Source organism: Allomuricauda sp. F6463D (assembly GCF_023015965.1).
Classification (GTDB): Bacteria; Bacteroidota; Bacteroidia; order Flavobacteriales; family Flavobacteriaceae; genus Flagellimonas.
The window spans coordinates 1024387-1040534 of record NZ_JALKAN010000002.1; the positions used below are offsets into that span (position 1 = coordinate 1024387).

The 16148-nt window shown below is 37.6% G+C and carries 16 protein-coding genes and 1 tRNA gene; 8 read left to right on the forward strand and 9 right to left on the reverse strand.

The window, feature by feature from the left end:
- Nucleotides 1-104: 104 nt before the first annotated feature.
- From MWU56_RS13000 to MWU56_RS13025, 6 genes are all read right to left on the reverse strand, one after another.
- Nucleotides 105-569 (reverse strand): hypothetical protein, encoded by a 465-nt coding sequence (locus MWU56_RS13000; protein ID WP_247044985.1) that lies wholly within the window; start codon nucleotides 567-569, stop codon nucleotides 105-107.
- A 92-nt stretch (nucleotides 570-661) separates the two neighbouring features.
- Nucleotides 662-2086, reverse strand: a complete 1425-nt coding sequence (gene cls, locus MWU56_RS13005) for a cardiolipin synthase (RefSeq protein ID WP_247044986.1) — start codon at nucleotides 2084-2086, stop codon at nucleotides 662-664.
- Between the two features lie 137 nt (nucleotides 2087-2223).
- Entirely contained in the window at nucleotides 2224-2427 is a 204-nt protein-coding gene (locus MWU56_RS13010) for a phasin family protein (RefSeq protein WP_247044987.1), read from the reverse strand.
- A 45-nt stretch (nucleotides 2428-2472) separates the two neighbouring features.
- Nucleotides 2473-2634, reverse strand: coding sequence for a DUF1328 family protein (locus MWU56_RS13015; protein ID WP_247044988.1), 162 nt, complete (start codon nucleotides 2632-2634; stop codon nucleotides 2473-2475).
- A gap of 159 nt (nucleotides 2635-2793) precedes the next feature.
- Nucleotides 2794-3489 carry an SOS response-associated peptidase family protein gene (locus tag MWU56_RS13020; protein WP_247044989.1) on the reverse strand — a complete coding sequence of 232 codons (696 nt, stop codon included), beginning with the start codon at nucleotides 3487-3489 and terminating at the stop codon, nucleotides 2794-2796.
- A gap of 435 nt (nucleotides 3490-3924) precedes the next feature.
- Nucleotides 3925-3997: transfer RNA gene (locus MWU56_RS13025), tRNA-Phe, on the reverse strand.
- Nucleotides 3998-4099: 102 nt separating this feature from the next.
- Here MWU56_RS13025 and MWU56_RS13030 point away from each other — a divergent pair.
- The 7 genes from MWU56_RS13030 (at nucleotide 4100) to MWU56_RS13060 (ending at nucleotide 11869) form a co-directional block, all read left to right on the forward strand.
- On the forward strand, nucleotides 4100-4828 hold the full coding sequence (locus MWU56_RS13030) for a type III pantothenate kinase (protein WP_247044990.1): 729 nt from the start codon (nucleotides 4100-4102) through the stop codon (nucleotides 4826-4828).
- Nucleotides 4829-6094 carry a hypothetical protein gene (locus tag MWU56_RS13035; RefSeq protein WP_247044991.1) on the forward strand — a complete coding sequence of 422 codons (1266 nt, stop codon included), beginning with the start codon at nucleotides 4829-4831 and terminating at the stop codon, nucleotides 6092-6094.
- A 103-nt stretch (nucleotides 6095-6197) separates the two neighbouring features.
- Complete coding sequence (locus tag MWU56_RS13040; RefSeq protein ID WP_247044993.1) at nucleotides 6198-7568, forward strand: hypothetical protein; 1371 nt, start codon at nucleotides 6198-6200, stop codon at nucleotides 7566-7568.
- Complete coding sequence (lptC, locus tag MWU56_RS13045; protein ID WP_247044994.1) at nucleotides 7568-8167, forward strand: LPS export ABC transporter periplasmic protein LptC; 600 nt, start codon at nucleotides 7568-7570, stop codon at nucleotides 8165-8167. The genes MWU56_RS13040 and lptC overlap by 1 nt, the downstream gene beginning before the upstream one ends.
- 1 nt (nucleotide 8168) lies before the next feature.
- Entirely contained in the window at nucleotides 8169-8372 is a 204-nt protein-coding gene (locus MWU56_RS13050; protein ID WP_247044995.1) for a hypothetical protein, read from the forward strand.
- A gap of 2 nt (nucleotides 8373-8374) precedes the next feature.
- Nucleotides 8375-9664 carry a hemolysin family protein gene (locus MWU56_RS13055; RefSeq protein ID WP_262917820.1) on the forward strand — a complete coding sequence of 430 codons (1290 nt, stop codon included), beginning with the start codon at nucleotides 8375-8377 and terminating at the stop codon, nucleotides 9662-9664.
- An 84-nt stretch (nucleotides 9665-9748) separates the two neighbouring features.
- A complete protein-coding gene (locus MWU56_RS13060; RefSeq protein ID WP_247044997.1) occupies nucleotides 9749-11869 on the forward strand; it encodes a peptidylprolyl isomerase in 2121 nt (706 codons plus the stop codon).
- Nucleotides 11870-11929: 60 nt separating this feature from the next.
- On the opposite strand, the gene MWU56_RS13065 is transcribed toward MWU56_RS13060, so the two are convergent.
- Nucleotides 11930-12472 (reverse strand): hypothetical protein, encoded by a 543-nt coding sequence (locus tag MWU56_RS13065; RefSeq protein ID WP_247044998.1) that lies wholly within the window; start codon nucleotides 12470-12472, stop codon nucleotides 11930-11932.
- 633 nt (nucleotides 12473-13105) lie between these two features.
- Here MWU56_RS13065 and MWU56_RS13070 point away from each other — a divergent pair.
- Nucleotides 13106-13777 carry a hypothetical protein gene (locus MWU56_RS13070; RefSeq protein ID WP_247044999.1) on the forward strand — a complete coding sequence of 224 codons (672 nt, stop codon included), beginning with the start codon at nucleotides 13106-13108 and terminating at the stop codon, nucleotides 13775-13777.
- A gap of 71 nt (nucleotides 13778-13848) precedes the next feature.
- Here the strand turns inward: MWU56_RS13070 and MWU56_RS13075 are convergent, their stop codons facing one another.
- Both MWU56_RS13075 and MWU56_RS13080 read right to left on the reverse strand, forming a co-directional pair.
- On the reverse strand, nucleotides 13849-14664 hold the full coding sequence (locus MWU56_RS13075; RefSeq protein WP_247045000.1) for a hypothetical protein: 816 nt from the start codon (nucleotides 14662-14664) through the stop codon (nucleotides 13849-13851).
- Nucleotides 14665-14675: 11 nt separating this feature from the next.
- Entirely contained in the window at nucleotides 14676-16136 is a 1461-nt protein-coding gene (locus MWU56_RS13080; RefSeq protein WP_247045002.1) for a RagB/SusD family nutrient uptake outer membrane protein, read from the reverse strand.
- Nucleotides 16137-16148: the final 12 nt, after the last annotated feature.

A 16148-nucleotide genomic window follows, 5' to 3' on the forward strand; every position in this document is an offset into this window, starting at 1 on the left:
TGATTGCGAGGATTAAGGGAAGCAGTTTTTGTATTTTTTTCAAACTTAAAAAGTTAAAAAAAGGGCAAATAATTATTTGCCCTTTTAAATTAAATTATCGGTTGTTAAAACTGGTATCGAAGCCCCAGGGCTATATCCAGGTCGAGGTCATTGGAATAATTGTCATTGAATCCAATCTCAGGTCTCATATCAAGTGAAATCAACAGTGGGATGTCAAAGTCGTATTCAATCCCGATATCACCCGCGACAAGGGCAAAGGCTCCATCGTTTTCACCGGCATCAAAAGATCCTATTCCACCACCTGCTCCAACATACCAATGAAATCCACCATCAATGGGCATTACCCATTGGTACAGACCAACCAGTTTAAAAGCTTCCACGTTGTCGGAATCTCTCCATCCCAGATCAAATTCCAGTCTGTTGTTCTCTTTAAGGTATCGTTGGTACGAGATTTCACCTCCAAATCCATCGTTGTCCCCAACTCGTATACCCAAAGCATTTTTTGAAATGTTCTGTGCGCACATTGATGTGGCTCCGATTAAAAATAGAATTAAAATTATGTTTTTCATGATAGTTTTATTTTTATACAAAGGTAATTTTGACGACACATCACCTTGCCGTAAACCGATTAATGATTGATGCAAACCGTTAAAATAAGGTGTTAAATGAGTGGTTTGAAAAACTTGAAAAGGCCTTCAAGAAATTTTTGCCAAATGGTACGGTTTTGAAATCTTTGGGTGGTTACCAAATTGGCTTTTTCGCATATTTTCTCGTACTCATGAACCATTTCGGAACCAATTTTTTGGTCGTAAATAAGTACATTCGCCTCGTAGTTGAGCTCAAAACTTCGAATATCAAAGTTTCCCGAGCCAATGGAAACTAAATCATCGTCCACAATCATTACTTTACTATGCGAAAAATCTTCTCGCAAGTAAATTTTGACCCCTACTTGCAGTAATTCCTCAAAATGGGAGAACATTGCAAATTTAGCCGCTTTAGAGTCGGATTTTTTTGGTACTAAAAGACTAATGTCTATTCCCTCCAGAGCTACAATTTTTAGACTTTGCAAAAATGTGTCCCCGGGTACAAAATATGGGTTTGCAATGCGTATGGAATGTTTGGCTTTGTTCATCATGCCTATATATTGCTGCATAATGGTGGGGTGCTTGGAATCTGGTCCACCGGACACTACTTGTGCGTTTACACTTCCTTTCTTTTCCTGTTCAAAAAGATACTTAGAGACATGAAAATCCGTGTTTCGGCATGCAAAATAATAATCCTTCAGAAAAATTAAATGTAAGTCGTTTACAATGGGACCTTCCAGCTTTAAATGGATGTCCTTCCATTTGCCCAATCCGCTTTTTCGACTAATGTATTTATCCGACACATTAATTCCACCGGTGAATGCAAGCTTATTGTCAATAATAACAATTTTTCGGTGGTTCCTAAAGTTGAGTGAAAAAAGAAGGTTTTTTAACCGAATAGGCATAATGGGATAAATCTTAACCCCGATATTTTGAAACTTTTTTCGGGGACGCCCTCGTAATTGATAGCTCCCCAAAGAATCATAAATAATACGGATTTCCACACCTTGCTTAATCTTTCGTTCAAAAAGTTCCAGCATTTTATCCAAAAGATCGCCTTGTTCCAAAATATAATATTGGACATGGATAAATTTCTGAGCTTCCTCCATGGATTTGAAGAGCATATTGAAAGTCTCACCTCCATCTTGAAGCACAGTGATATGGTTTCCCGACTTTGCCGTGGTATTGGAATTGGCCTCAATTAAACGGTTGAGTTTCTCTTTTTGGGTGTCAGTCTCAAAGTGAACCCCAAATTTTTCTTGAATAGAGTTTTTAGGGTAGGTGTATTTGTTTCTTTTCTCAAATTCTTTAGTGTTAAAGAATTTGAATTTTCTGCGGTTCATCCCAAAAAGATAATATAGTACAGCACCTAGTATGGGCAATGTTATGATTACCAAAACCCAACTCACGGAACGCGATGGCCTTCTTCCATGGTAGACAATTGCGCCGATGGCCCAAATAGAAGACAGAACGTAGACAATGGTAAAGGCGGTATTCAACAAATGGTAAAGTTTTATCCCCTAAGGTATTAAGCAATTATGATAATTCTATTCTTTTGTATAGGAATTGTGATTGGGACAATAAAAAAAACTCCGACAACAGATTGCCAGAGTTTGATTTTTTTGGGAGTAAAAAACTATTAGGAGTCGTCGGTCGCATCTTCGAGTTCGTCCCCAACATCTTCTGCTGCATCTCCAACTTCATCGGCTGCATCTTCAACGCCATCCTCCACATTGTCTATGGCATCTTCAGCCTTATCTTCATTCGTTTCTCTACAACTGGTCATACTCATAGTAAGCACCGTTGCCATTAATAGGATTAATAAATTTATTGATTTTCTCATGGGTTCTTTCAATTTTAGGTTAATGATTATTCTTTAGTGTGTATTTTATATTTTTTTTCTTCCAGTTATCAATGAAATAATAAACAATACGATAAATATGAAGAATAGTATTTTAGCTATACTTGCGGCTCCTGCGGCAATTCCTCCAAATCCGAAGATTCCGGCAATAATTGCCAAAATTATAAAAGTGATTGTCCAACGTAACATAATAGTAGTCATTTAAAGTTAATGTCTGACCATCTCTTAATCAGTACATTACAAATATCGTTTACGTTGGTCGTTGTGCTTGACCCTTTCCATCTTTATCTTGACTCAAAAGATAAAAAGGTGACAGCGGAAACCATTTAAAATCAATGGGTTTGATGTTTAGTCGGTTGATTCCACGAACAAAGCACTTGAATGTGTATTTGAGGTGATATTTGTTAAAAAGAATTCGTTGGACATTCTTTTGGCTTCCAAAGTTGCTTTTTTTGGTTTTTCTATTATTTGTTCCAAATCTGTAATTGGGGTGTTTTTATTTAGCCAGGTTGAAACGTTTTCTTTAGGAATAATTATGGGAGACAAGTTGCTTATGTTGTGGTAACTTGATACAAACGGGTCGGTTTTGTTAACCAGTATTGCGGTACATAAAAAACCATCGTTGAGCATATTATAAGTTCCGGCCAGGTAAAATGGTTTATGGGTTGATTGATGAATATAATAGCTACAAGAATTGCCATTTTTTAAAAGATGTGTGTAAAAGCCTGTGACAATAACCAAACAACGCCGTTTTTTAAAAGACTCTTGCATCCAATCCACACCTTTTAGTTCTTCGAGTTGTACATTCAATGTGTTGGCATTATCCTGAAAAATGCACCAATCTTCTTTAAAGTCTTGCGGCATTAGTCCCCAAATGGCCAATGATATTTGATTTGGGTCCTCCATGGTAACTACATTTAGGCTGGTCTCGTTAAATCCATTGATTATTGGATTTGGTCTGTATAAATTTGGATACCTGAAAGAAATTTCAAGCTCTTTTTCCACTTCTTCTCGCTCTGCATCATTCGAAAGTTTGTAAATCATAATCTTCTGGAATATTGAATACAAGTAAGCAATTAGCTCAATGAAATGTTGACTCAAACCAAATCAATTATGCTGCGTTTGATTTATATCCTCAAATTTAACGTTAAAGGTTATGGTTTTTTTAAATTGGTTATCGTCCGTTTTAATATCAAATTGTTCAAAGGATGTTTTTATTAATCAATGGCATCCATCACTACATAAAGTTGATTTTTGGAACGTCTTATGCTATTTTACTTTTACCAACTTAACTCGATTCTATTATTCAATAATAAAATAGACGGAGAATTTAATCAATAGTTCGTCTATTCATATTTATTGCTAGTGCAAATCTTTGTAATATTAAGAGGTCGGAAAGTGATAATTTTTCTTGAAAGCATAATATAAGCACCTTACTAATAACAAAAAACCCGCAAACAAAGTTTGCGGGTTTTTTTGTGGTACCTCCAGGAATCGAACCAGGGACACACGGATTTTCAGTCCGTTGCTCTACCAACTGAGCTAAGGTACCAAGCTTTATTAAGCGGGTGCAAATATAATTTCAAAATTAGGATATACAAACAAAAACTTAAAAAAAAGGTTTTGATTTTTTCCAATTCGCGATCTTTGCAATATGAACTTGGTTATCGATATAGGCAATACGCGAATCAAATATGCTGTTTTTAAGAACGGGAAGATGGTGTTCGACCAAAGCTCGGAGGCTGGTCTTTTTTTGTCAAAAATCAAGGAACTGTTTGAAAAACACCCACAAATCAACAAAGCAATTATCTCGTCCGTAGGTACATTGGATAAAAAGGACAGGGATGTGGTCGCTCTTTTTTGTAAGGTTCATGTGCTCACCAACACATCCAAAATCCCTTTCAAAAATAGTTACGCAACACCCCAAACGTTGGGCGTAGATAGATTGGCTTTGGCGGCCGCTGCCTACCAGCACAACCCAAGGGGTAATACTTTGATAATAGATGCCGGCACCTGTATTACCTACGACATGGTAAATAATTTTGGAGAATATGTAGGTGGCGCTATTTCCCCTGGTATTCGAATGAGGTATAGGGCTATGCACGAACAAACCGCCGGTTTGCCTTTGCTCAACCCCGGTGAAATATTCGATGTTATAGGTAACTCTACCGAATCCTGTATGCACAGTGGAGTAATTAACGGTATAACCCAAGAAGTAGATGGAGTTATTGATCAATATCAAACTCGATTTCAAGATTTAACAGTTATTTTAACAGGCGGAGACTACCATTTTTTTGCCAAAAGGCTAAAAAACACCATATTTGCGAACTCCAAATTTCTCTTGGAGGGGTTAAATTGCCTACTGGAATACAACACAAACTGAATGATTAAGAAAATTCTGATTGCTTTTTTCTGCGTGACCGCCCATGGTTTGTTCGCACAAAATGGAACAATATCACCCTATTCATATTTTGGAATAGGTGACCTAAGGAACAATGGGACAGTGGATAATCAAATGATGGGCGGTATAAGTATGTATGGAGATAGCATACATATTAACCTTAATAACCCAGCGGCATACTCCAAACTAAAATTGACAACATATACGGCAGGTATATCCCATAAAGAGTATACACTCAAGGACTGGACTGAAGAGCAAAATGTTTCCGTAACCAATCTGGAATACCTTGCTATAGCTTTTCCAATGGCGAAGAACATTGGAATGGGCTTTGGAATTATGCCCTATTCCTCTGTAGGATATAGTTTAAGCTCAAGTTCAATAAATGATCAAGAATCAGAAGTGACGAACTTTTTTACAGGCGAAGGTGGACTTAACAGGTTGTATGCATCCGTCGGTTTTGAGCCTATTAAAAATCTTAGCTTAGGAATTACTGCAAATTTTAACTTTGGAACTTTGGAATATGAAAGAATTCAAAGTGTTGAAGATGTACAATTTGGAACTTTGGACAATCGAGAGTCCAAAATAAATGGGTACGATTTTAATTATGCCCTTAATTATAACCCGGTCATTAAAGATAAATATACCTTATATACATCCGTATTGGTTAATACCCAAGGTAATTTGGTTTCAAAAAACACACAAACCTTAGGGTCTTTTTCTTTATCGAACGGAAATAATGTTGAGGTGATCGATGTAGATTTGGATGCATCCAACCTGCGAAATACAGAATTAAAAGTACCTGCAAGAACAACCTTGGGCCTTGGCTTCGGTGAGAACAAAAAATGGTTTCTAGGAGCAGAGTACAGTTTTCAACAGATGAGCGATTTTGACAATACTTTTTTGGGATTGGAAAATGTAACTTATACAGATGCCAACACCTATGCAATTGGAGGGTATTGGGTGCCCAATTATAGGACGCTCTCAGGGTATTTTAAAAGAATTACCTATAGAGCAGGTTTAAAGTATGATGTAAGTGGATTGGAAGTAAACAACAAGGAAATAAATAACTTTGGCATAACTTTTGGAATGGGATTACCGTTGGGAACATCTTTCTCAAATCTTAACCTCGGATTTGAATTGGGGAGACGTGGAACAACAGATGCAAACCTAATAGAAGAAAGTTATTTTAAAATCAATGTGGGCTTATCATTAAATGATAGATGGTTTCAGCAGAGAAAAATAAATTGATAGCCCCTTTTTGTGACAATTTGATAAATAACCACCCATAGAAGGTCCTATAAGAGGATTTTTTAATGAAAATTTGTACTTTAACAGCTTTAAAACTAGTAAGATGAAAAAGAGACACTACTTAACAATGATAATGGTCACGATGTTGACGGGATTAAGTATGGCACAAGCGCAGAATCCCGAATGTATGACCAATTTGTCGATTTATGCAGAACACGTAAAAGTGAAAAATTATGATGCAGCTTATGAACCATGGAAAATGGTCTACGAAAGTTGCCCGGATATCAATAAAGCCAATTTCTCTTATGGGGAAAGAATTTTAAAGGCCAAAGTGGAAAGTGCTACAGGGGCTGAAAAAGATGGTTACATCCAAGATTTATTGACATTGTACGATAATAGCTTGCAATATTTCCCTACCAACTATAGCAAAGCGGAAGTAGCTATAGATAAAGCATTGTTAATGTACGAGAACAAAATGGCTTCGGATGAGGAGTTGTTCAGTATGTTGGACAAAGCTTTTCAAGAAGACCAGTCTAATTTTAAAAATCCTAGGGCTTTGTACCTATACTTCTCTAGCTTGGTAGATTTGCACGGAACAGGCAAGAAAGACCTTCAAGATGTATTTAATACATATGATGATGTAACTGGTAAAATTGAAGAGGAAAACAAACAACTTACAGATATTGTAACAAAACTTCTTCCAAAAGACTCATTGGGTACTTTGACCACAAAAGAAAAAAGACAACTTAGAGTTGCTACGGTAAACTCTGAATCTTATGGTAAAGTTGCCAGTAGTGTAGATTCCAAGTTAGGAGCCCTTGCGGATTGTGATAACCTTATACCATTATATGAAAAGAGCTTTGATGAAAAGCAAGGTGATGTAAAATGGGTAAAACGTGCGGTAGGAAGAATGTTCTCCAAAGAATGTACGGACGACCCAATGTTTAGAAAATTGTTCGAAGCCCAATTGGCGTTAGATCCATCAGCAGATGCATACATGTACGGTGGGGTATTGAAACAAAAATCTGGTGATATGAACGGTGCTCTAGCCGACTTTAATAAAGCGGTAGAGTTGGAAACAGATTCTTACAAAAAATCTGATATCCTATATAAAATTGCTACTACGGTAAGAAGAAGCAGTAAATCACAAGCAAGAAGTTATGCACTAAAGGCAATTGATGCCAATGCAGCGAACGGAAAAGCATATTTGTTGATTGCGAACCTGTACGCATCCAGTGCTAATGCATGTGGAAGTACTCCGTTCGAGAAAAGAGCAATTTATTGGAAAGCGGCAGATATGGCCAGAAAAGCTGGAAGGGTTGATCCTGCTTTAAGTGGAAGAGCCAATCAAACAGCGAATAGCTATGCGGCCAAAGCTCCATCCAAAGAAATGATTTTCAGCTCAGGAAAAGCAGGACAAAGTATTTCCTTTAGCTGTTGGGTAGGAGGTAGTGTTACCGTACCAAGCCTATAGTGAAACAAATTGCAGAACATATTCTAAAGAGATTTGCCACGGTTTTTACCGTGGCAATCCTTTTTATATCCTGTGGTGACGATTACCAAAGAGTAGGTGAGGAGGCGGTTAAACCATTGTTTCCACAAGGTGTGGCCCAGAACTTTACTTTAACATATACCGAAACTGTGGAGGCAATGAGCACCCAGGATTCGGCAACATCGAGAGTCATTGCTGTTCTTACCAGTCCCCTGTCTGAAGACTTTGATAACCAATCATTTAAATTCCGAACCTTCCCAAAAGGACTTCAAGTGGACTTCTATGACGAGAAAAATCAAAAAAGTGTCATAATTGCCGATTATGGAATTGTGTATTCGCAGACCAATTTGATAGATTTGCAAGGAAATGTTATTGTGGAAACCCACGATGGAAAAAAATTGGAGACCGATCAGTTGTATTTTGATAGAAAAGACAACTGGATTTTTACCGAAGCCTCATTCACATACACGAACCCGGAAGACGGAAGTATAATGGATGGCGAAGGAATGGATTTTAATAGGGATTTTAGTTTTTTTAAGGCTCACAAGACTTATGGGCTAATGACGATTAAAGAAGAATAAAATGATCAAGATATTAAGATACACAGAATACCTTTATTTGGCCGTAGCAGCCATTTCCATTTATAAGATTGCTACACTTTGGAGCGTAAATCCAAAGGAGACCTATATTTTTATCTTCTTTGCCGTGGTATCCATAGCTATGTTTATATTCAGGAGAAGATATAGACAACGTTTTGAACAGCGAAAAAAGGATAATCAACAATAGCATTGGACTCCTCCCTCACTATTATAATTCTCTCTTTACTATTTTCAGCATTCTTTTCGGGTATGGAAATTGCCTTTGTTTCTGCCAATAGAATTCATATTGAAATTGAGAAAAAACAAGAAGGTTTTTTGGCCAAGGTACTTACCTTGCTTACGGATAAACCTTCTAAATTCATAGCGACCATGCTTATTGGCAATAATATTGCCTTGGTTGTTTATGGACTGTTCATGGGTGAAGTGCTCATAGATTGGTTTCAGGGAGTCCTGCCAACCAATTCACAATTTATAAATGCATTGTTGACAGATTTTAGTTTACTTTCCCAAACAATAATCTCAACATTGGTAATTTTGTTGACCGCAGAATTTTTACCCAAGGTATTTTTTCAAATATATGCCAATGTGCTTTTAAAAGTGTTTGCGGTACCAGCATATTTCTTTTATTTACTATTCTCGTTAATATCTTGGTTTGTGATCAAAGTCTCTGATTTTATCTTGAGGGTCTTATTCAAAACCGATGGTGATGAAGTACAACTCTCCTTTACCAAATTGGAGCTCGGGGATTATATTACGGAGCAAATGGAAACTGTTGAAGAAGAGGATCAAGTGGATTCCGAAATCCAGATTTTTCAGAACGCATTGGAATTTTCAACAGTAAAGGCAAGAGAAGTAATGGTTCCCCGTACCGAGATTACCGCCGTAGAATTGGCGGAAACCCCGAAAAACCTAACCAAGCTCTTTTCAGAAACCGGTTATTCAAAAATTCTGATTTTCAAAGAAAGTGTAGATGAGGTCATAGGCTACGTACATTCGTATGAACTCTTCAAAAAGCCCAAGACCATCAAAAGTATTTTACTACCAGTGGAGTTTGTCCCCGAAACGATGTTGATTCAAGATATCTTGAATATACTTGCCAAAAAACGTAAAAGTATTGCCGTTGTTTTGGATGAATATGGGGGAACATCCGGTATTTTAACCATTGAAGACATTATAGAAGAACTTTTTGGAGAAATTGAGGATGAACACGATTCTACAGATCTGTACGAAGAACAGGTAAGTAAGAACGAATACAAGTTTTCTGCCCGCTTGGAAGTGGATTATATAAATGAAAATTACAAACTTGAGCTCCCAGAAGGGGAAGAGTATGAAACCTTGGGAGGGCTAATTGTAAATCATACTGGAGAAATTCCCGAAAAGGATACAGAAGTGACCGTGGACAATTTTATTTTTAAAATTATTGAGGTATCCAATACCAAAATAGATTTGGTAAGTGTGAGCGTTCTTACTGAAGATTAATAATTTCCACACCTTTTTTAGCTTTCCTATTTGAAAAGAAAGTGGTATTTTCGCCCACTGAATTTAAAGAAAACAAGCAGTAAAATGGCAATATTAGAGAACATTAGAAAACGAACTACAGTTCTAATTCTAATAATTGGTTTGGCGTTGTTCGCATTCGTAATATCTGGAGTATTTAGCAGTAATAATTTTTCTGGCGAAAAAGTAGGCTCCTCGGTTGCAGAAGTAAATGGAGAAAATATTCCAATCGAAGATTTTAGAATTCAAGTAGAAACAGCTTCCAGAAGATATGGTCCCAGCGTTACTTCAACACAATTGGTGAACATGGTGTACGAACAGGAAGTAAGAAACGCTATCTTGAACCAACAGTTCGAAGATTTGGGAATTGATGTGGAAAGTGACCAAATAGTTGAATTTGTACGAACGTCAAATTATGCTCAAATCCCAGATTTTCAAGATGACAATGGGATATTCAACGAAGAAGTTTTTAAGAGTGCCATCGCCGACTGGAAGGCCAATGATCCTTTGCGCTACGATGCTTGGTTACAAGATGAAAAATCCATTGTTCAGGCAGCCAAAGAAAGAATGTACTTCAATTTGGTAAAAGGAGGAGTAAACGCAACCCTCGCCGAAGGTGAACTAGATTATAACATGGCAAATGATAAAGTGGATTTACAATATGTGCAAATCCCTTATACTTCCATACCAGACAGTACTATTCAAGTATCCAAAAGTGATATTGAATCCTATATCAACGACCACAAAGCCATGTTCCAGCAAGAAAAGGCCCGCGACATAAGATTTGTATATTTTGAGGAAAAGCCATCTGCAGAAGATGATAATGCAGTAAAGGAAGAAATTACTGCTCTACTGGAAGATACTGTAGAATATTCAGAAACGAAAGATGCTAATGACACCATTCTTGGCTTTAGAAACACCAATGATATGGCCGGTTTCTTAGATAGATATTCAGATTCCAAATATGATACTATTTATAAAGCAAAAAACGATCTTCCCTCAATTGCGGCCGACACACTAATGGCTTTGCAAATTGGAGAAGTTTATGGGCCATATAAGGACGGGACTTCCTATAAAGTGTCCAAGATTATGGACAAAAAAGAAAATGGAAGCGTAAAAGCAAGTCATATTCTTATAACTTGGGAAGGAGCGGAAAGAGCTAACCCAGCTATTACAAGAACTAAAGCGGAAGCAGAAACAGAAGCAAAAAGATTATTACAAGAGTCTAAGAAAGCAGATGTCATCTTTACTACATTGGCTAGGGAAAACTCAGATGGACCTTCTGCACCTCGTGGTGGAGATTTAGGGTATTTTCAAGAGGGCGTAATGGCAGACGAGTTCAACGATTTCTGTTTTGGGAATCCAACAGGAACAATTGGCTTGGTCGAAACCCAATTTGGATATCACATAATTAAAATTGATGATAAGCAAGATGTACTTCAAGTAGCAACCTTGGCCAGAGAAGTTGAACCATCGGAAGAGACTGTAAATACACTGTTTGCCGATGCAACTAAATACGAAATGGCCGTTATGGACGCGGAGCCGGAAAACTTTGGGGATATTGCTAGAGAAAGTAATTACACTGTAAGACCTGTTAACAAAATCAAAGAGATGGAAGAGAACCTTCCAGGTCTCGGCTCTCAACGTAGTGTAGTGCAATGGGCATTTAACAGCGATACCAATGTTGGGGATATTAAACGTTTTAATGTAAATAACGGTTATGCCATTGTGCAATTGACCAAGATGTACAATAAAGGACTTATGGCCCCCGAAGATGCATCCGCAACTGCGTTGCCGGCTATTAGAAAAGAACGTAAGGCAGCACAGATTATAGCCGCTAATCAGGGGAAAACTTTGGAAGCCCTTGCATCTGACAATAGTGTTAGTGTGAGCACAGCTTCTGCGGTTACTTTAATGTCACCAACGCTACCTGGTGCAGGTAGGGAACCATTGGTAGTTGGAACTGCATTTACTTTAGGCCAAGACCAAGTATCTGATTTGATCGAAGGAAACTCCGGCGTATATAAACTAAAAGTGACAAATAAGACAGACGCAGTAGATATTGACAACTTTAGTACTTATGCACAAAACCTTCAGACTAGTGCTGCGGCAGGAGTAAATGGTGCAGTTTACAATGCATTAAAGGAGAAGGCGGAGATAGAAGATAAGAGAGCTACATTTTATTAGAATAAACAATATTTATAAAAAAATCCCCTTTAAGGGGATTTTTTTTTGGGAACTACCTAGTTATTTACTTAAAGGTTCATCCCATCTCATTTTATAGCAGATATGGGTTATTTTGCCGTTAGAATCCACAGAAATTTCAAAACCCTGTTTGGATCTGAAATAAGCATCACGGAGAAAATACCATTTTCCATTTTTTAAAAAGTATTCTTTATTGTTTGGTTTCCATTCAGCAATGGGATAGATGTAATCCAAAAGACCTTGAAAGTACGGTGCGGTTTCTTGATTAAGAGAAAAATCCTCGTTTATATAACTGGTTAACTCAGGTAAGCTAGTATCGGTTTTGATGCGTTCAAAACGTTTTACTTTGAGTCCATTGTCAATCACAATAAATTTATTTACACTTTTTCTTTTTTCGTGATATGTGTTTTTTATTTCTTGAACAATGTGAAACACGTCATATTTAAGTATGTCCTTGACCGATTCGGAAGTGATTTTATCATAACTGGTTTCACTACTTTCCCTCATAAAGTTGTCAAGCCTATTAGAAACCTCCATATCTATTTGGCTAAAAGTAGAAGAAGTGGATAGTAACAAGATTCCCATGAGGGTTTTACCAACTATGCTTTTACAAATTCGGACCATTTTTCTAAATAGTTTGATGAATAAGTTTCAAACTTAGAGGCAAAAGGTGGATTTTTTATGAATGAATTGACGGATGATGGGTTTGGGTTGATGAATCTATTAAACTAATGTTTTTATCACTTTATCTTTGTAAAACTAATTTTGAATTGAAATACTTGAATTGTTTTGTATTACCTTTTAGAGGTATCAAAGGTCTATGTTTAGACATCAAGGCTAATTAGAATGCCTTCGAAAGGTTGATGCTCTCATCTACCAAAGGTTTCATGATTTAGTTTAAGGGGAGCTACTCTTTTTAACAAGATATTAGGGCTATCTAAGTAGATATGATTATAACTCATTTAGAAAGATTATCATTTGATACTTTTGAAAGTAACCTTATAACAATTAACATTTTTGAAATTGGAAATAAAAAAAGGTTGCTTTTTTCACTATAGCCTTACATAATTAGAATCACAATTTATTTAGAATATTATAGAAAATAACTAAAGATTAAATATGGAAGAGCATAACAACTATGACCATTTATAAGTTGCTCCTAGCACAAATTAAATAGTAAATCCAATCAACATAAATCAATTGAAAATCAGATATTAAATGAATTATAACTTAACTCTACTTGGCTTGCTAGTTTGTTCAATGGGATTTAGCCAAGTTAACTATACAAATCCTGATGAAGGAGCTATCGTTTCTTTTCAAACATTGGAAATAAATCCTTCCAATATTAAAACGGAAGGCTCTCCTTATTTTGATGAAAAATTCAAATGGGGGCAAATATTAATCAACGGTGATGTTAAAACCTCAGGAAACCTTAGATATAATGCAGTAAACAGTGAAATTGAGCTTCAAAAAGGAGAGAAGGGATATTCTGCGGTACTTAAAAAAAACTATATTTCTGCCAAAATAAGCGATAAACTTTACAAATTATATCCATATGTAGAAGAAGCATATGAAACAACTAGAATTGGTTACTTTGTGCCATTAAATGAAGGAGAAGTAAAACTACTTTATAAGCCAGAAAAAAAGCTACGCCGCGGTCGAACGGGAGCTACCAACTACGACAGAACAGTTCCTCCAAGATTTATCGATATAAGCTCTTATTTCATTCAAATTGGTAATGAGCCTGCAACTAAAATAAATTTAAAAAAGAAATATTTTTATGATTTTTTAGGCAAAGACGATATAAGAGAATTTGTGAAGGCAAACGATTTAAGTTTAAATAAAGAAGAAGATGCTATTAAGGTGATGGAATATTATAACTCCAAATAATGGTAGGTATAAATAAAAAGAGGCCGTCTTTTTAGACGGCCTCTTTTTATTTATATATTGGTTTAACCCTACTATTGAGCGCAGAAATCTATTTCAACTGCACCGGCATCAGCTCCAGGACCTACCTCAGCAACAGTGTTCCCGTTGGGAGCAACAATACTGAAAGATATCTCGCCGTAGGCATCCCCGGGGAAATTCCAATCGGCAAATTCGATTCCCTCAGGAATTATAATAATTGTTGATCCAGAAGATAGCTCGGAAGTACAATCATAGTTTTTATCCTCGTAGGGTGAACAAAGCCCCACTTCGAATACTGTGCCGTCGCTAAGCGTACAAGTCAGTCCGGAGCCTCCATTGGCGTCGTCAGTCTGCCAGCCGTCACCGTAGCTGTCACCCATGTTAATAGTCCAGGCACCAGGAGTGGGAGCGGAAGAACACTCTCGGAATAGCGAAACCGTAAGTGTTTCATTTCCGAATGTGAGGTCATTCGAGCCGGATACGTCTGTAAGGTTAAGGATTAACTGAGTTAGCCCCTCTTCAGGCAGCGCCTCAAAATCTCCTTCAATGGTTATTTGCCCTACGTACTCCCCAGCAGGAATACCTTTATTACTGATTGTATACTGATCGGCCGAAGCAGTGGAAGCCGGGTCCACTTCCAAAGATATAGTCCGTTCGCTATCAAATTCAGTGCTGGCCGTAACGAATATCTCCACGGAAGCGCCTTCTGTAGGCACGCCAAGATTTACAGAAGAGGTGCTGAATGATGCAAGCGTCTGACCGGACACAGAATCGTACACCACCTTTTCTTCCTCGCAAGAGGAAAGAATAAAAGCAACCCCTGCAAGGAGAATTCCTAATTTATTAATTATATTTTTCATCTTTTTCAAGTCGTTATCTATTAATAATTTGCATTTTGCGCTATGTTCGGGTTGGCATTGATCTCATCAATTGGAATAGGTAATTGGAATCTATAGTCCCCTGCAGGCAATGTCAAGACTTCAGGTTGTGTTCCAGAACCATCTTGGATATCGCCGTTATTAGAACGTTTCACAGCTTCGCCCCTACGTTTAAGATCAAAGAATCTATGTCCTTCGAAGCTTAATTCTACCCGTCTTTCATACTGGATGGCATCTTCCAAAGCCAGTCCATTTTCACCGCCAGTATAAGAGATGTAACGTGCATTACGCAAAATATTCAATGTCTCCAATGCATTTGCCTGATTCAGTTCGAACTGTGCTTCCGCTTTATTCAACAGAACTTCTGCAGCCCTGAGCACTTTAACATCTACACGACCGTTGACTTGACCTGTTTCTCCTAAGAATTTTCTAACGGCATTATAGTTGTTATCCTCATTGGTAGCATCGAACTGCATAACTTCCGTTCTCAAATCATTTAGGTCAAGATTGTTGAAAAACTCATAGTCTATAACATATTCAGAAACCGTGTTCGGTGGTGTTGTTTGGCTGTATAGTACTCCAACATTATTAAAACTGGATTCTGAGGAAGTGTTTACGGACCATTCAATGATTACACCTTCATTGGAAGTATCTTCGTAAACAGCCAACAAAGCACCTTCTATCTTTGCGTCTACAATTGATGTAGTAACTTGATTCGCCGCATTGATAGCCAATTGATAATCGCCATTGTATAGATAAACCCTAGACAGCATGGCGTACACGGCATCGCTGTTCAATCGCCCTTCTCCGTTGGAGTCACCAATCAATTCGGCAGCTTGTTCCAAATCACCTATAATTTCAGTGTAATTGCTGGCTACAGTTTCCCTTGCTGGTTGTGCGAAAGGATCTCCAGTGTCACCATCCTCAACCTTAAGATAAACAATCCCTGGAGAGTTGGCCGCATCAGCGCTCTGCGTAGGTATCATGGCGTAAATCCTGGCCAGGTCAAAATGTGCGATGGCGCGTGCTGCTAACGCTTGACCAAAAATGTTGTCCTTTTCGGGGCCGTCAGCTAAGTTATCGATCTGCCCTATAACAAGGTTTGCGGCGTTAACGGCCTCATAGGCCTCGCTCCAATATAAAGAGATTGCCCCGCCAGTGTTGGGGTTGTACCTATAATCGTAGTAGACCTCATTGGATCTTCGCCCGGTCTGTGATAAAATCACATTGTCCGAAAGAATATCTGGAATACCTTGCAACCCTGAAGCAGGTGCAGAGTAATAGTTCCAAAATTGGCTGTAGATACCGTCCAACCCGTTCTGAAAACTGGACACACTGTTAAAAAACGTTTCCGGGTTCCCTTCTGTAAATGGTTGGAGGTCATTCAATTCGTCATCGCAGGACACAAACGTTGAGGTCGCAAACAATGATGCTAAACAATATATATATAATTTATTTTTCATGTCAATTTCTAT